Consider the following 17,382-nt stretch of genomic DNA (forward strand, 5'->3'; position numbering starts at 1 on the left):
AAAGGTTCTGTATTATCGAAGTATGCAAGCGCTCGACCCTGATCTGCTCAAAACCTTCCTGGCCTTTGTCGATGGAGGCTCGTTGGCCCAGGCTGCGTCTGCTGTCGGCCGCTCGCCCTCGGCGGTGACGGCCCAGATGCAGCGGCTGGAGGAGGTCGTCGGCGAACCCTTGTTGGTGGCGCAGGGCCGCAGCCGCGGGCTCACGCTGGCCGGCGAGGATCTGGTCGGCCATGCCCGTCGCATCCTTGCCGTGCACAGCGAGGCCTGGCTTGCACTGAAAGGCGCGCGCGCCGCCGGCCGAGTCGCCATCGGCACCACGCAGGATTTCGCCGACAGCGGCTTGCCGGAGTTGCTGCGCGCCTTCGCAACCAGCCATCCGCGCGTCAGGATCGAACTGCGCGTCGGCCGCTCGGCCGAGCTTGGCGAGGCGCTGCGGGCCGGGCAGCTCGACCTGGCCATCATCATGCGCAAAACCCCGGCCAATGACGAAGTCGGGCTGTTCAGTGAGCCGATGCTGTGGCTGTGCTCGAAAAAGGGGCTTGCCGTGCGGGAAGAGGAATTGCCGCTGGCGCTGCTCGACCCCTATTGCGGCTTTCGCGAAGCGGCTCTCGCAGCCCTCGATGCAGCCGGCCGTCGCTATCGTATTGCCGCCGGCAGCGCCAGCCTTGCCGGCCTGCGCACCGCGGTCAACGCCGGCATAGCGCTGACCTTGCGCACCGCCCGCTTTGCCCATTCCGGCATCGTCGAAGCACCGCGCGAGCTCGGCCTGCCGCCGGTACCGATTGCGCAATTCGCCATAAGGCTCGGCCAGGGCGCCGAACGGCCGGCGCGCGACCTTGCCGCCTTGCTCAGCGACAATCTCGCTCTGCCCGGCCTTACCGGCTGATTTCCCCTTGCCGGCTGATATCCAAAGAAAAAGCCGACCTTTACGATCGGCTTTAAGGAGGACGGGTCGAGGGGTTTGGGGGGACTTGGGGGGTGACCCGTCGCATCAATAATGCCTGAGCCGAATGATGGTTCCATGACTCCGAAAATAATTATGGGGTTGCCGCCCTTTTTCTCGCCACCAGCCAATCACGACCGGCATGGGCAAAAACCGCGCACAGCACGATGGCGCCGCCGATCAGGCTGGCGGCCGGTGCGATCTCGCCGAGGAACAGGAATGCGAACAAGATCGCGAACGGCACTTCGGCCGCACCGAGCAGGCCGGATTCGGGCGCCGGGATCAGCCGCGAGCCTTCCGTCCACAGGATCGACGCCGCCGCAAACGATCCTCCGAAGGCGACGAGCAGCACAGCATCGTGGGCTGAAACCGCCAGCGGGTCGGTGACGAACCAGCCGAACACGAACAAAAGGAAGGCCGACACCGCGCCCGCCCACACCACCGGCGTGTCGCGAAAGGCGCGCACCATGATCATGTAGAGCGCGCTGCCGGCGGTCATCAGCAGTGCGAGCCCATCGCCGAACAGATGGCCGCTGCCGAAGCCGGAACCGACCATGATTGTCACGCCGCACAGTGACACCGCTGATGCAACTAGCGTCTGCGCCCGGAACGGCTCGTGCAACAGCACGAAGGCTAGCAGCGCGGTGATGAAGGGCGCTGTGGCATAGATGACCGCCACATTGGCGACATAGGTGAACTTGAACGCCGAGATGAAGGCGATGCTGGCCGCCGCACCCTCAACCGCCAGCAACCAGCCGCGCCAACCGAGTCGCAAGCTTTCCCGCCCGCCGGAGCGGCGGCGACGCCACAGCACATAGAAGGTGATCAGGATCGAGCCGACAAAGCCGCGCCAGCAAGTGAGGGTCAGCGGGTCGGCATGGATCGATTTGGTCAAGACGCCGGTGAGCGCGAAGAAAGCCGCCGACGCCGACACCAGCGTGATGCCGAGCGTGCGCTCGGCAGCGATGCTGGCCGCGCTGTTCATGAGCGTGTCGGGCTTGTCGAGGGAATCCGTCATGTTACCAGACTACGCTTGCTGTCCTGGCACCTTGCTGTCAGCAGGGGGCATCATCCCATGGCACAGCCGGCGCGCCTCTGCGCCAGCTTCGGGCTTACGTTGGGGCAGGGGGCGGCGGCATTCGCTGATGTTTACAAAGGGCTTTTACGCGGACAAAAGCCACTTAACAGTGGTCGCTGACGCTATTGCGCGCGGCGGCGGACGCGCATGTTCGGCGTCTTGCAATGCTGGACGGCCCCAGCCCAATCAGGTAATTTTGAGGCTCGCGGATTGATCGGCGCGGCTCAACCCGGCAGCGGACTACGGAGAGGGCGCGCCAATGCGTGCGCTGCATAAGCCCGGGAGTTTCGATGACCGAAGTGATCGATCGACTGGTGACGGCGATGAACGCGCATCATCTCGACGCTGTCACCGCTCTCATCCACGAGAACTATCGGAGCGTACAGCCGGCGCACCCGGGCAGAGCCTTCGTTGGGCGTGACCAGATGCGCGCCAACTGGGAGGCCATGTTCACGGGAATACCTGACTTCCACGCGGCGGTCACGCGCTCGGTCCAAGACGGTGACACGACCTGGATCGAATGGCATTGGTCAGGGACTCGCAGCGACGGGCAACCCTTCGAGGTGCGCGGGGTCACGCTGTTCGAGATCATCGACGGTCAGATTGTGGCCGGGCGATTGTATCTGGAGGACGTCGAGCGCCAAGTTGTCGGCATCGAAGACGCGGTTGAAGCCCTCTCCGGGCGCCGTCCGCCAACGGCCAGCAGTGGAACCGGTTCGTGACCTCGCCACCTCACTGCGTTACCTGGTAGAGCTCCGCAACGGCCTCCTTCAGCGCGCGTCGGCCGTCGGGTCGGAAATACATCATGTGGCCGCCTTCGACGACGTCGAGACGGATGGGTTTTGCGCCGCCGAGCGTCGGAAGCTGGTTCACCAGATAGCGCGAGGCGAGATAGGGCGTGACCAGGTCGGTTTCGCCATTGACGATCACCACGCCGAGCGCCGGGTTCAGCGAACGTGCGCGCTGCAGATCGTCCATCACCCCGGCATAGCCTTGCCGCGAGCCGCCGTAGTCCCAATTGTGGGTGACATCGCCATTGAGCAACCGGTAGCTGACGTCGGTGCGAAAATTCAGCTCGTCGCGTGCATAGGAGACGAAGGCCGAGGTCAATGCTGGCACGCTGCGGTCGAGCACCGGATCCGGGCCGGCGATGCGCGCGCTCTCCGGCGCGATATCGCTGGTGGCGATCGTGCCGTCATAAGGACTGAGCACCTTGCCGCCGGCGCGTTGGAATTCGCGCGCGAAAAGGCCGGTCGGGATGCGAGCAAAATTGCGCTGCACGAGGTCGAGCGGCAGGCCGGTGATCTCGGCCACGCGCTGGCTGGCCAGCCGCCCGCCCTGTTCGAGGCCGCTGGTCAGAGCGGTGAGGTAGTCACCCAACGCATAGTGCTCGATCTCGGCGAGTTTCTCGCGCAGCGCCTCGCCGCTGAGGCCTTCGCTGCGCAGCCGCACCGCCGCCAGCGAGGGCAGTTCCAGCGCCCAATGCAGCGGCTGAAACTCGTCCGGCAGCACCAGCGTGAATTCCAGCGCCGGCGAGATCAGCACGATGCCATTCGGGCTCAGGCCGACATCTTCCTGCAGGGTTCTGGCCAGCAGTGCTGCTCGGAACCCGCCATAGCTTTCGCCGGCAAGGAAGAGTGGCGATCCGGTGCGGCCATTCTGGGCGAGATAAAGCCGGATGAAGGCGCCGATAGAACTGGCATCCTGGCTGACGCCCCAGAAATCTTTCGTGTCCTGGCCGGGTGCCTCGCGGCTGTAGCCGGTGCCGACCGGATCGACAAAGACGAGATCGGTCATATCGAGCCAGCTGTCGGGATTGTCGATCAGCTTTTGCGGCGGCGGCAGGAATTGCCCGTCGGCCCCGGTCGCGATGACGCGCGGGCCGAGTGCACCGAGATGCAGATAGGCGGACGCCGCGCCCGGGCCGCCATTGAAGACGAAGGTGATGGGACGAGCCTTCTCCGCGCCGGCCGCCGGCGGCAGCGTGTAGGCGACATAGAAGATTTCCGCCGTGACCTCGCCCTTGCCGGACAGCAGCGACAGCGTGCCGGCCTTTGCCTGGTAGTCGAGCTTGCGTCCGGCAATGGTGATCGAATGGCTGGTGATCTGCGGCGCCGGCAGCAGCGACAGCACACCGCCGGCAGGGGCGGGGCGCTCGGGCGTTTCGGAGAGGCCGGGCTGCGCGAAGGCGACAAGCACCAGGAGAATTGCGGGAATAAGCTTCAGCTTGGCACGCATGACACCTCCGGGAATGGCTCCCGCATAGGTATGGTCTAGGCGGTCGAAGTCAAAGTAACTATTCGCGACGTCGTGGCCCCTCTGTCCCGCCGGCATATCAGTGCTATCAAAGCGTGAAGGACTCGAAAGGACAGACCATGGACGCCACCGCACTCAAAGCCATGCAGGCGCCGCTCAAGGAGGCTTATCGCGGCGATGCCGCGCAGGCGCTGATCACGCTTCGCGCCAGGGGCTCGATCGACGACCAGTCGATCGCTTGCAAGGTCGAGACGGGCAGGGCGCTGGCGGTGGCCGGGCTGCATCCGGCAACCGGCGGTTCCGGGCTCGAACTTTGTTCGGGCGATATGCTGCTCGAGGCGCTGGTCGCGTGCGCTGGTGTGACGCTGAAGGCGGTGGCGACGGCGCTGGAGTTCAGGCTCGGCGCGGCGACCGTCGAGGCCGAGGGCGATCTCGACTTTCGCGGCACGCTGGGCGTGGCCAAGGATGCCCCGGTCGGCTTCCGCGCTATCCGGCTGAATTTCAACCTCGACACGGATGAGCCGCAGGAGCGCATCGATTCGCTGATCAAGCTGACGGAACGCTATTGCGTGGTATTTCAGACGATCAACAGTAAGCCGGAGCTGGTGGTTTCAGCGCAGCGCTGAAGCTGCTGATCTCCCCCCAAGTGGGGGAGATGCCCGGCAGGGCAGAGGGGGGCGCTGTCCCGCCGGCCTCTCAATAGACCCAGGCAAATCGTTCATAAGCTCGCGTTCAAAGGCAGCCAAGGTTGGCGTTCCTTCGCGCCCCCCTCTGGCCTGCCGGCCATCTCCCCCACTTGGGGGGAGATCAGGAGCGTCGACGCTACTGCGCCGCGGGCTCTTCCGCATCACCTTCGTCGGTGAAGGGCGAGGCGCTCGGCACGCAGTTCACCGCCCAGCCGGCCGGGGTCGGCTGCTTCTGGTATTCGGTGATGGCGTTGGTGCATTGTTCGCGGGTGTCGAAGGTGCTGGGCAGCACCACCATGCCGCCTTGCGGGCCGGCGATCACCAGGTACCAGACCAATGCTACGCTGGGAGCAGCCATGGGAATTCCTCGCTTTGCTGGATGTCGGATTCGGATCGAACCCTAGCAACTCCCGGCTGATGGCGAAAGCAGGGCGAAGGGGGAGGGCCCTGCCGGATCATCACAGACCCGTGAGCGAACCATGCCGCTTACCTTGCGCTCAGTTCGTGGCAAAGCAGTAGAACAGACCGTCGCCGCCGGTGCCCTTCAGCGCCTCCTGGCTGCAGCCGCCGCGCGAGGCGTGCGAGGAGTTCCAGGATTTCGCCGCCGCCGACTCGTCCAGCCCGGTGCGGTCGTGATGGCCCATCATCGCCGCGCCCTCCGCGCCACTTAGCGTCCAGTCGCCGCAAGTCTGGTCGGCGATCTTGGTGCCGTCGGGCTTCGAGCCGGTCAAAATGTCGTGCCGGTTCGGCTTGTCGCCACGGCCGTTGACCACTTCGCCCTTCTCGTTCAATGCCGTCTGCTTGGTGATGGCGTTGGTGTCGCTGTGCAGCGAGGCGACGTCATCGGCGATCTTTTCGCCCTTGGCGTTGACCCACGGACCCTTGCCGATGCGGTCGCGCGCATCGACGTCGGCGGTCGAGAGATAGGCGTGCCATTCCTTGCCGGTAACCCCGGCCGCTTCCGCCAGCGACGCGCAGTGGGCGTCCGCACCCTTGAGACCGCCGAGATCGGCGCCCTTGCCGGAACCGACACTGGTGACGAAGAAGCTCATCTTGGCGTCTTGCGCGAAGGCTGCGCCAGCCGTGGCGGCAATCGCAGCGGCGGCAACGAGAAGAAGTCTACGCATGTCGGTCCTCCGGTTTCGAATGTCCTACATTCGAAGAAACGTAACTGGAGGCCTGTTTAATCCCGCTTCCGCCCAGCTTTTATTCCGGCTGCCGGTAAGCGACGAAGCGCTGGTTCCTGGCTTGGAAGATCAGCCCTGTCTCTTTCAGCTCGGGGCTCGCCAGCGGCACGATGCGCTTCGCAATTTCTGAGGGATGCGGCAGCGTCTCCGGATCCTCGCCGGGTGCCGCCTGCGCACGCATGGCGGTGCGGGTGGCGCCGGGGTCGACGGCATTGACGCGCAGCGGCAGGCTTTGCGTCTCATGCGCCCACGAGCGCATCATGGCTTCCACGGCCGCCTTCGATGCCGCATAGGGCGCCCAGAAGGCACGCGCCGAATGCGCGGCCCCGGAGGACATGAGAATGGCGCGGCCGGCGTCGGAGAGCCTGAGCAGCGGGTCAACCGAGCGGATCAGCCGCCAGGTCGAGGTGACGTTGATGGTCATCACCTTCTCGAAGGTTTTCGCCTCGACATGGCCGATCGGCGAGAGGACGCCGAGCACGCCGGCATTGGCCACCAGTATGTCGAGCTTGCCCCAGCGCTCATGAATGGCGCCACCGAGCCGGTCGATGCCCGGCATGTCGGCAAGATCGAGCGGCACCAGCGTCGCTTCGCCCTTGCCGGTTTTGGCGCGTTCAGCCTTGATCTGGTCGTCGAGCTCTTCCAGCCCTCCAACCGTGCGGGCGACCGCAATCACATGCGCGCCGGCGGCGGCAAGTTCTTTCGCGATGAAATAGCCAATGCCGCGCGAGGCGCCGGTAACGACCGCGACGCGGCCGGAGAGGTCGAGGGTCATGCGAGCGCTTTCAAGGATGGCAGCTGGGCTTTAGGCCCCGTTGTTCGCCAGCAGCGACAGCGTGCGCACATTGTCGTGGCCTTCGAAGTCGAGCAGGCGGGTCGGGTACTGGCCGGTGAAACAGGCGTCGCAGAATTGCGGCTGCTCATTGTCGCGGCCGGCTTCGCCAACGGCGCGGTAGAGCCCGTCAATGGTGAGGAAGCCGAGCGAATCGACGCGGATGAATTCGGCCATTTCCTCGATCGACATGCGAGATGCCAAAAGCTTCGACTTCTCCGGCGTGTCGACGCCGTAGAAGCACGACGCACTGGTCGGCGGCGAGGCGATGCGCATATGCACCTCCCGGGCGCCGGCATCGCGCACCATCTGCACGATCTTCTGGCTGGTGGTGCCGCGCACGATGGAATCGTCGACCAGCACCACGCGCTTGCCCTCGATCATGCGGCGGTTGGCATTGTGCTTGAGCTTGACGCCCATATGGCGGATCGAATCGCCGGGCTGGATGAAGGTGCGGCCGACATAGTGGTTGCGGATGATGCCGAGCTCGAAGGGAATGCCGGCAGCCTGGGAAAAGCCGATCGCCGCCGGCGTGCCGGAATCCGGCACCGGCACGACGATATCGGCCTCGACCGGGCTTTCCTGCGCCAGCTCGGCGCCGATGCGCTTGCGCACCTCATAGACGTTGCGGCCTTCGACCGAGGAGTCCGGACGGGCGAAATAGACATATTCGAAGATGCAGAAGCGGGTCTTCTGCGGCTCGAACGGGAACAGGCTCTCAATGCCTTTCGAGGTCACGACGACCATCTCGCCCGGCTTCAGGTCGCGCACGAAGCGGGCGCCGATAATGTCGAGCGCGCAGGTTTCGGAGGCCAGGATCCAGGCGCCGTCGAGGTCGCCGAGCACCAGCGGCCGGATGCCGAGCGGATCGCGACAGCCGATCATCTTCTTGGAGGTCATCGCCACCAGCGAGAAGGCGCCTTCGACCTGGCGCACGGCGTCGATGAAGCGCGAGTTGAGATCGCGCTCCTTGCTGGTCGCAACCAGGTGCAGCAGCGTCTCGGTGTCGGAGGTCGACGAGAAAATCGCGCCCTGCTTCTGCAGCGCGCGCTGCACGGTCATGGCGTTGGTGAGGTTGCCGTTGTGAGCGACGGCAAAGCCGCCATCGGCGAGTTCGGCGAAGAAGGGCTGGATGTTGCGCATGCCGGCGCCGCCCGTGGTGGCGTAGCGCGTGTGGCCGATGGCGCGATTGCCTTGCAGGCTGTCGATGACGTGCTGCTTGGTGAAGGTGTCGCCGATCAGCCCGACATGGCGTTCGACATGGAACTGCGTGCCGTCATAGGAGACGATGCCGGCCGCTTCCTGGCCGCGATGCTGCAGTGCATGCAGGCCAAGTGTGACGATGGCTGCGGCGTCCTGCCGGCCGAAAATGCCGAACACGCCGCATTCGTCGTGAAAATGATCGTCTGCTTCGGCGGAAAGCACGTCGTCTGCGTCTGCCTTCGAAACTGCCATGGGGCTCAAGCTCCGCTAAAATGGCCATATAAGGCGAGAGCGCCGCGAAAGCAACGCACGCCGTGCGCCGTTCACACCACAGTCAGCTCATAAATGGCGCCCGCCCAGTGGGCGCCATACCGTTCCAGGTTAGTTTGCCGGCGCGGCCGGGGCCGGGGGGGCGGGCTGTGCTGGTGCATTGTCGGCTGGAGCGTCGGTCCCGTCGTCGGGCGCGGGCGCATCCTCGCCGGCTGCCGGCGCATCCGCAGCCGGTGCATCGGCTGCCGGGGGCGTCTCAGGTGCTGCCGGCTGATTCGGGTTGAGCTTCTTCAGGATGGCGTTTTCCGGATCCTCGGGCAGCAGGCTTTCCAGCTTGGCGCCGATGGTTTCGAGCAGCGGCCTCGACTTGGCGTTGGCGATCCAGGGAGGCGCCTTGGCGCCGGCCAGCCAGTTGAAGAACAACAGCGCCACCGCGACGACGAGGATGCCGCGCGCCGCGCCGTAGAGGAAGCCAAGCGTACGGTCGAGCGCGCCGATCCTGGAATCGATGATCCAGTCGGCAAGCTTCATGGTGATGACGGAAACGACGATCAGCGCGATGACGAAGACGATGCCGGCGGACGCCGCCATGGCAATCTTGTCGCTTTCGACATAGGGCTGAACGTAAGGCAGCACCGGCTTGTAGAAGAAGAACGCCGCCGCAGCGGCCGCGGCCCAGGAAACGACGGACAGGATCTCGCGTGACAGGCCGCGAACCATGGCGAGCATCGCCGAGACCAGGGTGAAGCCGACGAGAATTCCGTCAAGCAGCGTAATCGGCATGTTGTTCGCCCCACTCCGATTGTCTTTTCACGGCTCGGCCGAGCCGCGTTAGTCTTCCTCGTCGACACGACTACGCCGTGAGCCGGCTATGCGCGCCACGAGATCGGCAAGTTCGGTTGGCTGGAAAGCGCCGGTCCCGATCCCCCCGACAACCTCCTCGCTGCCCAAGGGCAGAACCGCACTTCCAAAACCCAGCTTTTCGGCCTCTTTAAGGCGCTGTTGCGCATGCGCAACCGGCCTCACTGCGCCCGACAGGCTGATTTCGCCGAAATAGACGCAATCGGCGGGAAGGGCAAGACCGGTGAGCGACGAAACCAGTGCAGCCGCCACCGCCAGATCGGCAGCCGGCTCGGAAATCCGGTAGCCGCCGGCGACGTTGAGATAGACATCATGGGTGCCGAAGCGCACCCCGCAATGGGCCTCGAGCACGGCCAAAATCATCGACAACCGCGCGCCGTCCCAGCCGACGACGGCGCGGCGCGGTGTGCCCAGCGACGACGGCGCCACCAGCGCCTGGATCTCGACCAGTACCGGACGTGTGCCTTCCATCCCGGCGAAAACCGCCGCGCCCGGCGATTTCGCATGGCGTTCGCCGAGGAATAGCTCCGATGGGTTGGCGACTTCGCGCAGGCCCTTGTCGGACATTTCGAAGACGCCGATCTCGTCGGTCGGCCCAAAGCGGTTCTTCACCGTGCGCAGGATGCGGTAGTGGTGGCCGCCTTCGCCTTCGAAGTAGAGCACGGCGTCGACCATGTGCTCGACGACGCGCGGGCCGGCGATCTGGCCTTCCTTGGTGACATGGCCGACCAGCACGATGGCGGCGCCCGTGGATTTGGCGTAGCGGATCATCGCCTGGGCGGCGGCGCGCACCTGGGTGACAGTGCCGGGCGCCGAATCGGCCATGTCGGTCCACAGCGTCTGGATCGAATCGAGGATGACGAGGTCCGGCCTTCTGCCGTCGGCGATTGTTGCCAGGATGTCCTCGACATTGGTCTCGGCGGCAAGTTCGACGGGTGTGTCGGCGACGCCAAGCCGTTGCGCGCGCAGCCTGATCTGGGCGACGGCCTCTTCGCCCGAGACATAGACGATGCGGTGGCCTTTTGACGCCAATGCTGCAGCGGCCTGGGTGAGCAGCGTCGACTTGCCGATGCCGGGATCGCCGCCGACCAGAAGGGCCGAACCGCGCACGAACCCGCCGCCGGTGGCGCGGTCGAGCTCGCCAATGCCCGAAATGATGCGCGGCGCATCCTCGATGTCGCCGGACAGGCTGGTCAGCACCACGGCGCGGCCCTTGCGGGCATTGCGCGTGTTAGCAGGCCCCGAGCCGATGCCGCCCGACGTGCCTTCCTCGACGAGGGTATTCCACTCGCCGCAAGCATCGCATTTGCCGGCCCAGCGCTGATGCACCGATCCGCAATTCTGGCAGATGAACTGGACGCGGGATTTAGCCATCAGGCGCGGCCGGCGATCAAAGAAAGACAGGTTAGCGGGACAGCGCCCCCCTCTGTCCTGCCGGACATCTCCCCCACCAGGGGGGAGATCAGATTGCGCAACGGATTTCGCCAATTTTCAACGTTGCAGAAAGAAGCGCCGACAGCGGTGGCAGCCAATCTCCCCCCTGGTGGAGGAGATGTCCGGCAGGACAGAGGGGGGCGCCGTGGAGACCTGCCCTTCCAGATATTTGATGCGACTTCTGACAAGCGGCTACTCAAACCTCTCCGCGATATGATGCTCTTCGGCGAGGTCGGAAAAGCGGGTGAATTCGCCCTGGAAAGCGAGGCTGACCGAACCGGTCGGGCCGTGGCGCTGCTTGGCGACGATGACTTCGGCCTTGCCGCGCATCTCGTTCATCTCGTGTTCCCACTTGATGTATTCGTCGGTGCCGGGCTTCGGCTCGCGGTTCTTCAGATAATATTCCTCGCGATAGACGAAGATCACCACGTCGGCGTCCTGCTCGATCGAGCCGGATTCACGCAGGTCGGAAAGCTGCGGGCGCTTGTCCTCGCGGCTTTCGACCTGACGCGACAGCTGCGACAGCGCGATGATCGGCACGGACAGCTCCTTGGCCAGCGCCTTGAGGCCGGTGGTGATCTCGGTGATTTCCTGCACGCGGTTCTGCGAGGCCTTGGCGCTGGAACCCTGCATCAGCTGGATATAGTCGATGACGATGAGGTCGAGGCCGCGCTGGCGTTTCAGCCGCCGCGCCCGGGCGGAAAGCTGCGCGATCGAGATACCGCCGGTCTGGTCGATAAACAGCGGGATCTTCTGCATGGTCTGCGAGCAGGCGACCAGCTTTTCGAAATCCATCTCGGAAATCTCGCCGCGGCGGATTTTTGACGATGGGATCTCGGTCTGCTCGGAAATGATACGGGTCGCCAGCTGTTCGGATGACATTTCGAGCGAGAAGAAGCCGACGACGCCGCCATTGGCCGCCTTGAACGACCCGTCGGCCTGCTGCGCCGGCACATAGGCCTCGGCGATGTTGAAGGCCATGTTGGTGGCGAGCGATGTCTTGCCCATGCCGGGGCGGCCGGCGATGATGATCAGATCGGAGGGCTGCAACCCGCCCATGCGGCGGTCGAGATCGCGCAGGCCCGTGGCGACGCCCGACAGATGGCCGTCGCGCATATAGGCGGCGTTGGCCATGTCGACGGCGGTCTTGACGGCGTCGGTGAAGCTCTCGAAACCGCCATCGTAGCGGCCGGTTTCGGCCAGTTCGAACAGTCGCCGCTCGGCATCCTCGATCTGCTCGGACGGCGCCATGTCGACCGGCGCGTCATAGGCGATGTTGACCATGTCCTCGCCGACGGTGATCAGCGCGCGGCGCGTGGCGAGGTCATAGATGGCGCGGCCATAGTCGGTGGCGTTGACGACGGTGACGGCTTCGACCGCCAGCCGCACCACATATTGCGCCACCGTCATGTCGCCGACCTTCTCGTCGGCCGGCAGGAAGGTCTTCAGCGTGATCGGCGTCGCCACCTTGCCCATGCGGATGAGTTCGGCCGCGACCTCGAAGATCTTCCTGTGCAGCGGCTCATAGAAATGGCCGGCCTTGAGGAAGTCGGAGACGCGGTAGAAGGCATCGTTGTTGACGAGGATGGCGCCGAGCAGCGCCTGCTCGGCCTCGATGTTGTTTGGCGCCTCACGATAAAGCGGTTGCTCCGCCACGCCGAATTTTCGTGCTGCCTCTGCCATGATGTCCCCGATTTCGATCCCGGCTTCTCGATACCAGAACGCGAAAGATCCGATGCTGACTTATATGCATCAGTTGCGTCCAATCGGCGTTGATGCCCGCTGTCCACAGGGGACGGCAAACCGTCCACAGGACAGAATTCCCGTGCTCTGATTCCGATTGACTCGCCAAGTGGTGATTGTATTGGTCCGACAGGAACGAAGCAAGAACAATCTCTGCGGCTATCCGCTTCCCTCGTCCAACGTATCGCCCCAGTCCAACCGCCGCGCTTGCTTGAACAGCTCGCCGTCGCGCTTGGTGAAAAGCGTCTCGCCGGCGCTGCCGTCCGGCCGGCACAATTTGAGCAGCACCTTGCCGGAGCCGGCTTTCGGCGGCGCAATGACGCGCGCGGCGCGGGAGGCCGCGGGCTGCCGCGACGCCGCGACATAGATGAACTTCTCGTCCTCCCAGGGCACTTCGGCATCCTTGGCTAGGCGATGCAGGCGCGAGCGGGCGACGCGGCGCGAAAAATGGCACCAGTCGGGCAGCTCAAGCGGGCAGGGTGCCTCGTGCGGGCAAGGGACCAGCACATGCGCGCCGGCCTCCAGCAAATGCCGGCGCACGGCCAGGATGCGCTGCCAGCCTGCCGGCGTGCCCGGCTCGACAATCAGCAGGGTGTCGGCGGTCAACTGCCAGAGCCGGCCGACAAGCTTCGGCAGCGACGCCGGCGCGATCTCGTCCAGCACATAGGCGCAGGTGACGAGATCGGCAGGCTTGAGATCGGCAAGATCGATGGTGACGTCGCCGGCGCGCCAGTCGGTGCTCGCGACAATGGTATCAAGAGCGAGCGACTGGCCGACCTTGCGCACCGCGGCGCTGGCCTCAAACAGCACCGCCTGTTCGAGGTCTGGCCAGAGGTCCGTGGTGGCCCAAAGCACCGTACCAGGTCCGGCGCCGACATCGAGCAGGGTTTTTGGCTGGAAATCAGGCCGTGCATCGGCAAGGGCATCGAGGCTGGCGCGCACGGCGGCATAGGTCGCCGGCAGCCGCGTCGCCAGATAGGCTTTTACCGCCATCTCCTCGGCCATGTGCAGGCGACCGTCGCGCAGTTCGGCACGGTAGCGGTCGGACAGCGTCTTCGCCGCCTGGCGCAACGCCGGCAGCGGTATCGTTTCGAGCAGGCGCTCGACGCCTTGTCTGAGCGGTGCTGGCAGTTCCACGCTCAGGCTCCGTGCGGTGCGAACAGGATGACAGAGGCGCCGGCAACGCAAAGCGCCGCGCCGGCAAGATCCCAAAGGTCTGGGCGCACGCCTTCCACCAGCCACAGCCAGCCGAGCGAGGCGGCAATGTAAATACCGCCATAGGCGGCGTAGGCGCGGCCGGCGGCATTGGTGTCGACCAGCGCCAGCAGGAAGCCGAACAATGCAAGCGAGACGAGGCCAGGCGCCAGCCACAGCGGTGACTTTTCAAGGCGCCACCAGGCCCAGAAGGAAAAGCAGCCGGCGATCTCGGCCAATGCGGCGGCGATGTAGAGGAGGTAGGTCATGAAAAAGGTCTCACTAGTGCGAGACCTTTTTCATGTTTGGGCTGGCGATGGCAAGACCGATGGGCCGCCGCCGGGCTACTCGCGATCCGCCACCTTGCGGCGGCGCGCGGACTTCGCAACAGCTGACCTTGTAGCAACAGCCTTGGCAACGGCAGGCTGGGCGACCGGTTGTTCGTGGCTATGCCCAATCTCGCGCATTTCCAGTGCCTTTTCACATTTGGCCATGTAGTCGCGAGTCATCGGCAGCGTGTCGTTCTTCTTGGCGATCTGGATCTGGAAGATCACCAGGTCCTGCCAGCGGAAGGCCGCTTCCGAGGCGGCGAGATAGAACTCCCACATCCGGCAGAAGCGCTCGTCATAGATGGCCTTGGCCTTGTCGCGGTTGGCGGCAAAGCGCTGGCCCCAGTGCTTCAGCGTATCGGCGTAATGCAGCCGCAGCATCTCGATGTCGGTAACCACCAGCCCCGACTTTTCGATTGCCGGCATCACCTCCGACAACGAAGGGATGTAGCCGCCGGGGAAGATGTATTTGCGGACGAAGGCGCTGGTCGCCCACGGCACGCCGGAGCGGCCTATCGTGTGCAGCAGCATGACGCCGTCCGGCTTCAACAGCGTCGCCGACTTTTCGAAGAAGGTGCGGAAATGGTTGACGCCGACATGCTCGAACATGCCGACCGAGACGATGCGGTCGAAGCGTTCGTTGAGTTCGCGGTAGTCCTTCAGCTCGAAATGCACTCGGTCCTGCAGGCCTTGCGCATGCGCCCGGTCGGTCGCGACGCCGTGCTGCTCGGTCGACAGCGTCACGCCCTGCACGTCGACGTCGAAAGCCTTGGCGAGGTAGAGGCCAAGCCCGCCCCAGCCGGAGCCGATGTCGAGCACGGTCTGGCCGGCCTTCAGCCTGAGCTTGGCGGCGATGTGGCGCTTCTTGGCGACCTGCGCCTCGTCGAGTGTCATGTCCGGCTGCTCGAAATAGGCGCAGGAATATTGCATGTCCTCGTCGAGGAAGAGCCGGTAGAGGTCGCCCGACAGATCGTAGTGGCGCTGCACGTTGCGGCGCGAGCGCGAGGCGGTGTTGATCTGCTGCAGGCGGCGGAAGGCGTGGCGCAGGCCCTCGATCGCCTTCGACCAGGTGGCATCGATGCCGCCGCTGCCCATGTTCTGGAAGGCGATGCGCATCAGGCCGAGAACGCCGCCCTCAAGGATGTCGAGTTCGCCGTCCATGTAGGATTCCGGCACCGCCAGCATCGGATCGAAGGTGATGGCGCGTTCGGCATGCTTGGTCTTGATGTGCATGTGCACCGGCTCGCCGCTGCCGTCGCCGAACACATGCGTCGAACCCTTCGGCGCGGTGACTTTGAGATTGCCTGTGCGCACCAGGCGGTCGAGAACGCGCTTCAACAGAATATTCATCACCAAATGTCCCCTCACGGTCAGACTGGCGGGCTAACTCTGCAACAATATATAGGGGTTCGAAAAGTTCCATTTGGTACAAAAATGCCCGGGCGAGAGGCCCGGGCATTGGTCCACAAAGGCTGAATGACGACAATGTGATTGGGAGCGCCGCTTCCTCGCTTGTCGTTAGGCGATCAGGCGTTGTCTTCGCCGCCTTCGAACTCGGTGTTCGGGTCGAAGAAGTTCTCCGGCCGCGCATTGTCGTTGATGTCGTCGCCATAGATGGCTTCGGCGGTGGTCAGCGTTTCGCCCTTGGCCTGACGCTCGGCTTCATCGGCCGTGCGGGCGATGTTGAGGCTGATGGTGACCTCGACTTCCGGATGCAGCGCGATCGCCACATTGGTGACGCCGATGGTCTTGATCGGCTGGTTGAGCTGGATCTGGTTGCGGTTGACCGAGAAGCCTTCCGCCGTCAGCAGCTCGGCGATGTCGCGGGTCGACACCGAACCGTAGAGCTGGCCGGTCTCGCCGGCCGAACGCACGGCGATGAAGCTCTTGCCGTCGAGCTTTTCGGCAACCTGGCTGGCTTCCGACTTGCGTTCGAGGTTGCGGGCTTCGAGCTGGGCGCGCTGTCCCTCGAACTTCTTCTTGTTGGCTTCGTTGGCGCGCAGCGCCTTGCCCTGCGGCAAGAGGAAGTTGCGGGCAAAGCCGTCCTTGACCTTGACGGTATCGCCCATCTGGCCGAGGCGGGAAACGCGTTCGAGAAGAATGACTTCCATGGTTTTGTTCCTTCGTCTGGGCACCGATCACAAGGTCGGCGCCGAATTGAGTGGAACAGGTCAGGAAGCTCGGAGCGCCTTGGCGCCGGTGTCGCTGTCCTGCCTGTCGCGGCAGTTAGAGGCTTTTCACCTCAACTCGGGATTTCAATGCATGTCGCCCAAAAGTGGATCCCGGTTTTGGGACAACGACATGCATCATCAAAATACTCCCTGCGGCGCCCGTCGCCGTGGGAGAATAGAGCGGGCGGCGAACCGCCCGCTCGAAAGTCTTAGCGAACCACGTAGGGCAGCAGGCCGAGGAAGCGGGCGCGCTTGATCGCCTTGGCGAGTTCGCGCTGCTTCTTCTGGCTGACGGCGGTGATGCGCGACGGCACGATCTTGCCGCGCTCGGAAATGTAGCGTTGCAGCAGACGCACGTCCTTGTAGTCGATCTTGGGCGCGTTGGCGCCGGAGAACGGGCAGGTCTTGCGGCGGCGATGGAACGGGCGCCGGGTCGGGATCTGATTGATGTCGACCATTATTCTGCACCCCCTTCAACGCCTTCGCGCGGACGGCGCGGACCACGATCGCCACCGGCGTCGCCAAATGAGCGCGGCGGACGATCGCCACGGTCGCCGCGATCACGATCGCCAAACGAGCGCGGACCACGATCGCCACGGTCGCGGTCGCCGAAGCCGCCGCGTTCCGAGCGCTCTTCGCGCTTCTGCATCATGGCCGACGGGCCTTCCTCATGCGCCTCGACCTTGACGGTCAGGAAACGCAGCACGTCTTCGGACAGACCCATCTGGCGCTCCATCTCGTTGAGCGCTGCCGGCGGGCAGGTGAGGTCCATAAGCGTGTAGTAAGCCTTCCGGTTCTTGTTGACCCGGTAGGTGAGGGACTTCAGTCCCCAGTTCTCGACCCGGCCGACGGACCCGCCATTTGCGGAGATGACGCCCTTGTACTGTTCGACAAGCGCATCGACCTGCTGCTGCGAGAGGTCCTGCCGGGCAAGGAACACATGTTCGTATAGAGCCATAGTGGTTCAATGCCTTTCTTCGTTTCTCTCCCGGACCCTCGCGGCAAAAGCCTCTGCAACTTCTCTGACCCGCTGGTCCCGAAGGGGCGGGGAAGAAAGGAGCATTTCGAGACGGTCGAGAGCGGAGACACGGGAGGCGGAAGCGCTTCTGGCTTCACACGCCGTTTTCCCTGGGAAAACAACGGCCCTCCGTTCAGCCCCCAGCAAGGACCGGCAGATTGCGGGCGTCTATACAGC

Annotated in this window: 18 protein-coding genes; 3 read left to right on the forward strand and 15 right to left on the reverse strand. The window is 64.5% G+C overall.

Going from position 1 to position 17,382, the window contains the following annotated elements; genetic code table 11:
* Positions 1 to 22 precede the first annotated feature (22 nt).
* Complete coding sequence (locus ACYHH6_RS16650; RefSeq protein ID WP_352585036.1) at positions 23 to 886, forward strand: LysR substrate-binding domain-containing protein; 864 nt, start codon at positions 23 to 25, stop codon at positions 884 to 886.
* A gap of 151 nt (positions 887 to 1,037) precedes the next feature.
* Here the strand turns inward: ACYHH6_RS16650 and ACYHH6_RS16655 are convergent, their stop codons facing one another.
* Entirely contained in the window at positions 1,038 to 1,961 is a 924-nt protein-coding gene (locus tag ACYHH6_RS16655; protein ID WP_435053262.1) for a DMT family transporter, read from the reverse strand.
* Between the two features lie 350 nt (positions 1,962 to 2,311).
* Here ACYHH6_RS16655 and ACYHH6_RS16660 point away from each other — a divergent pair, with 350 nt between their 5' ends.
* Positions 2,312 to 2,743, forward strand: coding sequence for a nuclear transport factor 2 family protein (locus ACYHH6_RS16660; RefSeq protein ID WP_352585038.1), 432 nt, complete (start codon positions 2,312 to 2,314; stop codon positions 2,741 to 2,743).
* Between the two features lie 10 nt (positions 2,744 to 2,753).
* Here the strand turns inward: ACYHH6_RS16660 and ACYHH6_RS16665 are convergent, their stop codons facing one another.
* Positions 2,754 to 4,259, reverse strand: a complete 1,506-nt coding sequence (locus ACYHH6_RS16665; RefSeq protein WP_352585040.1) for a S10 family peptidase — start codon at positions 4,257 to 4,259, stop codon at positions 2,754 to 2,756.
* A gap of 137 nt (positions 4,260 to 4,396) precedes the next feature.
* On the opposite strand from ACYHH6_RS16665, the gene ACYHH6_RS16670 reads away from it, so the two are divergent.
* Positions 4,397 to 4,903, forward strand: a complete 507-nt coding sequence (locus ACYHH6_RS16670; protein WP_352585041.1) for an OsmC family protein — start codon at positions 4,397 to 4,399, stop codon at positions 4,901 to 4,903.
* 196 nt (positions 4,904 to 5,099) lie between these two features.
* Here ACYHH6_RS16670 and ACYHH6_RS16675 read toward each other — a convergent pair whose 3' ends face one another.
* The 13 genes from ACYHH6_RS16675 to rpsF form a co-directional block, all read right to left on the reverse strand.
* Complete coding sequence (locus tag ACYHH6_RS16675) at positions 5,100 to 5,321, reverse strand: hypothetical protein (protein ID WP_023689120.1); 222 nt, start codon at positions 5,319 to 5,321, stop codon at positions 5,100 to 5,102.
* Positions 5,322 to 5,460: 139 nt separating this feature from the next.
* Positions 5,461 to 6,090 (reverse strand): hypothetical protein, encoded by a 630-nt coding sequence (locus tag ACYHH6_RS16680; protein ID WP_352585043.1) that lies wholly within the window; start codon positions 6,088 to 6,090, stop codon positions 5,461 to 5,463.
* 79 nt (positions 6,091 to 6,169) lie between these two features.
* A complete protein-coding gene (locus ACYHH6_RS16685) occupies positions 6,170 to 6,925 on the reverse strand; it encodes an SDR family NAD(P)-dependent oxidoreductase (RefSeq protein WP_352585045.1) in 756 nt (251 codons plus the stop codon).
* 30 nt (positions 6,926 to 6,955) lie between these two features.
* A complete protein-coding gene (gene purF, locus ACYHH6_RS16690; RefSeq protein WP_112397309.1) occupies positions 6,956 to 8,437 on the reverse strand; it encodes an amidophosphoribosyltransferase in 1,482 nt (493 codons plus the stop codon).
* Positions 8,438 to 8,566: 129 nt separating this feature from the next.
* Complete coding sequence (locus tag ACYHH6_RS16695; RefSeq protein ID WP_352585046.1) at positions 8,567 to 9,238, reverse strand: CvpA family protein; 672 nt, start codon at positions 9,236 to 9,238, stop codon at positions 8,567 to 8,569.
* A 48-nt stretch (positions 9,239 to 9,286) separates the two neighbouring features.
* A complete protein-coding gene (radA, locus tag ACYHH6_RS16700; protein ID WP_352585048.1) occupies positions 9,287 to 10,690 on the reverse strand; it encodes a DNA repair protein RadA in 1,404 nt (467 codons plus the stop codon).
* Positions 10,691 to 10,942: 252 nt separating this feature from the next.
* Positions 10,943 to 12,433 carry a replicative DNA helicase gene (locus ACYHH6_RS16705; protein WP_112560787.1) on the reverse strand — a complete coding sequence of 497 codons (1,491 nt, stop codon included), beginning with the start codon at positions 12,431 to 12,433 and terminating at the stop codon, positions 10,943 to 10,945.
* 219 nt (positions 12,434 to 12,652) lie between these two features.
* Positions 12,653 to 13,630: a small ribosomal subunit Rsm22 family protein gene (locus ACYHH6_RS16710; protein WP_352585050.1), complete on the reverse strand. Its 978-nt coding sequence runs from the start codon at positions 13,628 to 13,630 to the stop codon at positions 12,653 to 12,655.
* A 2-nt stretch (positions 13,631 to 13,632) separates the two neighbouring features.
* Positions 13,633 to 13,956: a YnfA family protein gene (locus ACYHH6_RS16715; RefSeq protein ID WP_352557969.1), complete on the reverse strand. Its 324-nt coding sequence runs from the start codon at positions 13,954 to 13,956 to the stop codon at positions 13,633 to 13,635.
* Between the two features lie 75 nt (positions 13,957 to 14,031).
* Positions 14,032 to 15,366, reverse strand: a complete 1,335-nt coding sequence (locus tag ACYHH6_RS16720; RefSeq protein WP_352585051.1) for a cyclopropane fatty acid synthase — start codon at positions 15,364 to 15,366, stop codon at positions 14,032 to 14,034.
* A 176-nt stretch (positions 15,367 to 15,542) separates the two neighbouring features.
* A complete protein-coding gene (rplI, locus tag ACYHH6_RS16725) occupies positions 15,543 to 16,127 on the reverse strand; it encodes a 50S ribosomal protein L9 (RefSeq protein WP_112560791.1) in 585 nt (194 codons plus the stop codon).
* Positions 16,128 to 16,396: 269 nt separating this feature from the next.
* Positions 16,397 to 16,645 carry a 30S ribosomal protein S18 gene (rpsR, locus tag ACYHH6_RS16730; RefSeq protein WP_006203718.1) on the reverse strand — a complete coding sequence of 83 codons (249 nt, stop codon included), beginning with the start codon at positions 16,643 to 16,645 and terminating at the stop codon, positions 16,397 to 16,399.
* On the reverse strand, positions 16,645 to 17,145 hold the full coding sequence (gene rpsF, locus ACYHH6_RS16735) for a 30S ribosomal protein S6 (protein WP_112560792.1): 501 nt from the start codon (positions 17,143 to 17,145) through the stop codon (positions 16,645 to 16,647). Before rpsF ends, rpsR begins: the two co-directional genes overlap by 1 nt.
* Positions 17,146 to 17,382: the final 237 nt, after the last annotated feature.

The organism is Mesorhizobium sp. P171375 (genome assembly GCF_057786075.1).